This is a genomic window from Moorena producens 3L (assembly GCF_000211815.1).
In the GTDB taxonomy this organism is placed as follows: domain Bacteria; phylum Cyanobacteriota; class Cyanobacteriia; order Cyanobacteriales; family Coleofasciculaceae; genus Moorena; species Moorena producens.
On the sequence record NZ_GL890900.1, the window covers coordinates 1 to 5703 of the forward strand.

Here is a 5703-nt window from a genome sequence, read left to right on the forward strand (position 1 = left end):
TTTCCGGTAGGTTGAGGAGTGCTCCACTCATGAACTTGGGCGTAGCCACGGCTATAAAGATTATAGATTGTGACCCGGACGGTTTTGGGAGAACCGATCAATATATGTTTGATTTGCTCCCGTCCTGGCTGAGGTTGGCCAAATAATTCCGGGAGATTAGGATTGTTGGGATTATACTCAAATTGGAAGAAAGTTTTCGATATCCATAATGTTTTTTTGCTGTTGTATTGATGACATTTTATGGTAATAAATAATTATTTATTTGTCAAGTAATTTTAATTTTTTTTGCGTTAGGGGGTATATAAAAAAAATATATTAGTATTTTTGATTTTTTTATAGTAATTTCTATGCCATGATGTACAAAATGATCCCCCTAAATCCCCCTTAATAAGGGGGACTTTGAGGTTGAAAAGTGTACCTGATAAATCCTATAAATGCTATAGCAAAGAGCGATCGCGTAGCGTGACTTACGGTCAATCACTTTTAGCGGAAGCTGAGGCCTTTGGCCACGCTACGCGTTCGCGTAGCGTCGGCTTTGCCGAAACGCTTCATCGCGTAGCATAGCCTACGGTAAATCCCTTAGCGGATAAGAGCATTACATTTAATTTTAAAGGTTAATTTTGCGATAGTATTTAAGTTTAGATCGTAATCTTGGGATAGTATTTAAATTGATAAGATATTTATGGGTTCCCGTAGCGGCTCCTAGATACCATCTCTTTCTATGCCATTTATTTGCTCGATCCCTCCCAGCCCCCCGTGATCAAAGGGGGGAGTCCGGAAATCTATAAATTGCATTTAATTCCAAAGATTAATCTTGGGATAGTATTTAAGTTGAGCCGGTCATGATTGGATAGTATTTAAATTGATAGGATATTTATGGGTTCCCGTAGCGGCTCCTAGATACCATCCCTTTCTATCCCATTTACTCGCTTGATCCCCCCCAGCCCCCCGTGATCATTGGGGGGAGTCCGGAAATGTATCTTAAAAGTCCCCCTTATTAAGGGGGATTTAGGGGGATCCAAACCCACGGCAAAAACCACAAGTTCAATTCTTGTAAAATGTGCGATCGCCAACAAAGACAATTTCATCTACCTTATAACTCCAATTTAGTAAGCAGAGCTAGAGAATTAAGGAAAACTATGACACCAGCCGAGAAAAAGCTGTGGTCTGACTATTTGAAAATTTTTAAATTTAGAGTCTTGCGACAAAGACCGATAGGTAATTTTATTTTTGACTTTTATTGCGCTGCTTTAAAATTAGTTATTGAAGTTGATGGAGAGTCTCATTATACAGAAGCTGGCCAAGCTTATGATAAAGAAAGAAGTCAGATTATTGAAGGTTATGGATTAAAAGTAATTCGATTTACCAATGATGAAGTATTGCATAATTTTGAAGCAGTGTGCTATCGGATAAGCAGTGAGCTTCCCTCTAACACAACTTAGAGCTGTTTCAAAATTTAATAATTTAACGATTTTATCGAATTTTTTTAGGGATTAGGAATGAGGGTAATGGTCTTAGTTGGAGGAGTGGGTTTGCTTAGCGGCTCCTACATACCATCCCTTTCTATTGCATTTACTCGCTCGATCCCCCCCAGCCCCCCCCGTGATCATTGGGGGGAGTCCGGAAATCTATCTCAAAAGCCTGATTATTGTAAGAAGTCCGGAAATTTATCTGAAAAGTCCCCCTTATTAAGGGGGATTTAGGGGGATCAAAACCCACGCAAAAAACCCTACTCCCTAAATTGCTATAATTAATATAGCGGTTTTCAATTTGGTGAGGTACAGATTTCCTGGTTTTAGGGAACAGGGAACAGGGAAAAAATTCTGTGTACCTCATTAGGATAAAAACCGCTATATAGCAACTCTCTATGCCATGAGGTACAAAGAGATCCCCCTAAATCCCCCTTATCAAGGGGGACTTTGAGGTTGAGAAGCGTACCTCATAAATCATAGAAACGCTATAGCATCGAACATAATTACCTATAAATTATGGAACCATTCTCCTTTTTGGCTAGTTTAGAACTATCGAAAATCGCGTCACCGTTGTTAGGTACTGTTGCGGGAGAAGCAGGTAAGCGTATAGTTAAAGCTCTGACGAAAAGCGATATAGAGAAGGCAATCAAAGCGGGAGAAGAGGCAGTTAAGGAATGGGAAAAACAACTGGAACCGAGCCAGTTGTTATTTTTTCATGCTCCCCCGGATGGATTGAATGGAGTTAAAAATTTTTTGCAGGGCTATTTTACTAACTCGGCGGTTTTGGAACAATTACATAAACCGTTAATTAATCAAGGTAAGCCAGACCGGGATATTTTAATCAGGGTATTTCAACAGCAAGCTGAAACCCATAACATTAAACTAAATCAAGATAGTCTCAAACCTTGGATAGAGAGATTTGTTAATGCTTATTTTCAGCATACGGTTACTTATCTAAAATTTCAGGTAGCTAAACAGGATTATTGTGAGCAGTTAGCTAACTGGTTTGATGATGTCAAGTTTGCTGGCATTGCTGTGCCTGGGCAAGAGGTAGAGAAATCGGAGAAGTTAGCTCAGATTTTTGTAATGCCCGATGTGGTGGAAGAGGTATCAACTGCTGGCGGTTGGGAGCGGGAGTTGTTAGCAGCAGAAAGTGGGGAAAAGCCGGAAAGGGCGTTGTTGGAAAAGACGACTGGACGGAAATTTTTGGCTCAGCAGCTATTGAGCCAAAGTCAGTCGAGACGAGTGGTGATATTGGGTGCGCCTGGTTCGGGAAAAACCACGTTGATGAGTTATTTTGCGGTAATGTTGGCTGAGAGCAAAGCTGAGGTTTTGGGATTAGATGGTGATACGGACTGGCTACCGATTTTAATTAGGATGCGAGATTTTGGGATAAATCTCGATAAAAACCTGATCGACTATGCTCGTGGGTTTGCGGAAAACACGATGTCAGTGCAACGGTTACCAGTTGGATTTTTTGAGCATTGGTTGTCTGATGGTAGGGCGTTGATATTGCTGGATGGTTTGGATGAAGTAGCAGAAGAGGCTAAACGCAATGATGTAGTCAGGCGCATCGAGAATTTTTTAGGACAGTTTGACAGAAATCGCGCTATTATTACATCTAGACCGGCTGGTTATCGACGGGACTTTTTCCGCACTGAGGACTTTCCCCACTATCAAATTGAACCCTTTGATGATAGCAAGATTTCCGCGTTTATTGATAACTGGTATAACAGTCGCTTTCAAGACCAAGCAGAAGCTGAAAGGCGCAAGGATAGTTTACGAAAGGCTCTCGATGATAATGACCGGATTAAGCTATTGGCACGGAATCCGTTATTGTTGACAATTATTGCATTAATTCATCGGTATCAAGCGGTTTTGCCCAAGGAACGCTATAAGCTTTATGACAAAGCAGTGGAAACCTTGTTAACCTCTTGGGATGCTAATAAAGAGTTAAGTAGTGATAAGTGGTTGACCTATTTGAGTTTGGATGACTTACGCCGATTGATGGAATGGTTGGCGTATTGGATTCATTCTCAGGGAAATGCTGAAGATAAGGATAGTGGCACGCTTATTGATCAAGATGATTTGATTAACCAATTGGCTGAGCAGATTAAAACCTTGAAGCAGGTGGATTTGTATAAAGCCAAGCAAGAGGCGAAACGGTTTGTGGAGTTGATTCGGAAGCGCACGGGTTTGTTGAATGAACAGGGGCAAGATTGTTATGGTTTTGTCCATAAGACCTTTCAGGAATATTTGTGTGCTCAGGAGATTAACTATCAAGCGGAGAATGAGTATAATTTCGATATTGTTTTGAATCATATTCGGGAGCATTTACATGACTCCCACTGGCGCGAAGTGTTATTATTGCTGATAGCACAACAAAAACCGAAAAATGCGGCAAAGGCGATTAATGCACTTTTGAATAATAAGAGTAACTATGAGCACTGGTTACATCGGGATTTGTTGTTTGCTGGTAATTGTTTGGGAGAAGACCCGAAAAATTTACGAAGTACTGATAGTGAGTTAGTTCAAGATATTTTGGAGCGGTTGGTTGAGTTGGAGGTGAGTAGTGAGGAGCGGGTTGGTGAGAAGATTCGCGAGCAGGTTTTTCAGATAATTTGTAGTTTGTATGAAACGGATTTTGAGGCACAGGTATTGGAATTGTTGAAGGAAGAATTCCATCGAATTGATGACATACGATTGCTGAACTATCGACACGAGTTAGGGGAAAAATATCAGGTAATTACAATATTGTTGACACGACTAAAGCATGATGATTTTGTTGTGCGTAGGAGGGCAGCCGATGCCTTGGGCAAATTGGGCAATAGCTCAGAAACTGTAATAAACGCCCTGCTAGCAGGACTTCAGGATGATGATTCTGATGTGCGTTTGAGGGCAGCGGAAGCCTTGGGTCAATTGGGCAACAGCTCAGAAACGGTAGTCAACGTCCTCATAGCACTAGTAAAAGATGATCACTCTTTTGTGCGTTGGAGGGCAGCCAATGCCTTGGGCAATTTGGGCAACAGCTCAGAAACCGTAGTCAACGCCCTCCTAGAAAGGATAATGAATGATGAGTCTTATGTGCGTGGGAGTGCAGCCGATGCTTTGGGCGAATTGGGCAACAGCTCAGAAACCGTAGTCAACGCCCTCCTAGCATGCCTTCAGAATGATGATTCTAATGTGCGTCAGAGTGCAGCCTATGCCTTGAGCCAATTGGGCAACAGCTCAGAAACTGTAATAAACACCCTCCTAGCAAGGCTAATGGATGAGAATTCTGATGTGCGTTGGATGGCAGCGCAAGCCTTGGGCGAATTGGGCAACAGCTCAGAAACTGTAATAAACGCCCTCCTAGCAAGGCTAAGGGATGATGATTATGATGTGCGTGGGAGGGCAGCCGATGCCTTGGGCGAATTGGGCAACAGCTCAGAAACTGTAATAAACGCCCTCCTAGCAAGGCTAAGGGATGATGATGATGATTATGATGTGCGTGGGAGTGCAGCCGATGCCTTGGGCAAATTGGGCAACAGCTCAGAAACCTTAGTCAACGCCCTCCTAGCAATGCTTCAGGATGATGATTATTATGATGTGCGTCGGTGGGCAGCCGATGCCTTGGTCAAATTGGGCAACAGCTCAGAAACCTTAGTCAACGCCCTCCTAGCAATGCTTCAGGATGATGATTCTTTTGTGCGTAGTCAGTCAGCGCAAGCCTTGGGCAAATTGGGCAAAACATCTAATCATGTTCTCCCTACTGTAATTGAATGGATTGAGCAACACCAGGATTCAGAGTATGTGGGCAGTGGTATTGATGCGTTGTGGAATTTGGTGGTAGGACGGGAGTAGGGAATTTAGAATTTAGAATTTAGAATTTAGAATTTAGAATTTAGAATCGGGAGTGGGGAGTCGGGAGTGTAATGGATCAAGAGGATAGTTTTTGTTGAATGCGATCGCTTTTAGCGTGGCCTACGGCCAATCGCGTAGCGTGACCAAAAGTCAATCGCGTAGCGTGACCATTCCCGTAGCGTGGCCGAAAGGCCAAGGTCAATCGCTAAAAGCGATGGTCGGTACGAGCTGCTATGGGAACGCATCAGCTACAGAGCCCTTGGGTGGTGCGTTACGGGGCGGACTATCCCAACTCTGACGGTGCGTTACGGGACGGGCTATCCCAACTCTGGCTACGAGGCAGAAAATGAGGGCGAGCCGCCCTAACGCACCCTACGCACTGTCCCTG

Annotated in this window: 3 protein-coding genes; all 3 read left to right on the forward strand. The window is 43.2% G+C overall.

Features of this window, described 5'->3' with window-relative positions; genetic code table 11:
* Window positions 1–405 precede the first annotated feature (405 nt).
* The 3 genes from LYNGBM3L_RS43410 to LYNGBM3L_RS13160 all read left to right on the forward strand — a co-directional run bounded on the left by LYNGBM3L_RS43410 (window position 406) and on the right by LYNGBM3L_RS13160 (window position 5315).
* Complete coding sequence (locus LYNGBM3L_RS43410; protein WP_154659771.1) at window positions 406–564, forward strand: hypothetical protein; 159 nt, start codon at window positions 406–408, stop codon at window positions 562–564.
* Between the two features lie 494 nt (window positions 565–1058).
* Window positions 1059–1442, forward strand: a complete 384-nt coding sequence (locus LYNGBM3L_RS13150; protein ID WP_044493053.1) for an endonuclease domain-containing protein — start codon at window positions 1059–1061, stop codon at window positions 1440–1442.
* Window positions 1443–1988: 546 nt separating this feature from the next.
* Window positions 1989–5315, forward strand: coding sequence for a HEAT repeat domain-containing protein (locus LYNGBM3L_RS13160; protein WP_008183781.1), 3327 nt, complete (start codon window positions 1989–1991; stop codon window positions 5313–5315).
* Window positions 5316–5703 lie beyond the last annotated feature (388 nt).

Coding starts and splice junctions, on each gene's coding strand:
- LYNGBM3L_RS13150 (WP_044493053.1), top strand. CDS start 1,059: ATGTGCGATCGCCAACAAAGACAATTTCATCTACCTTATAACTCCAAT.
- LYNGBM3L_RS13160 (WP_008183781.1), top strand. CDS start 1,989: ATGGAACCATTCTCCTTTTTGGCTAGTTTAGAACTATCGAAAATCGCG.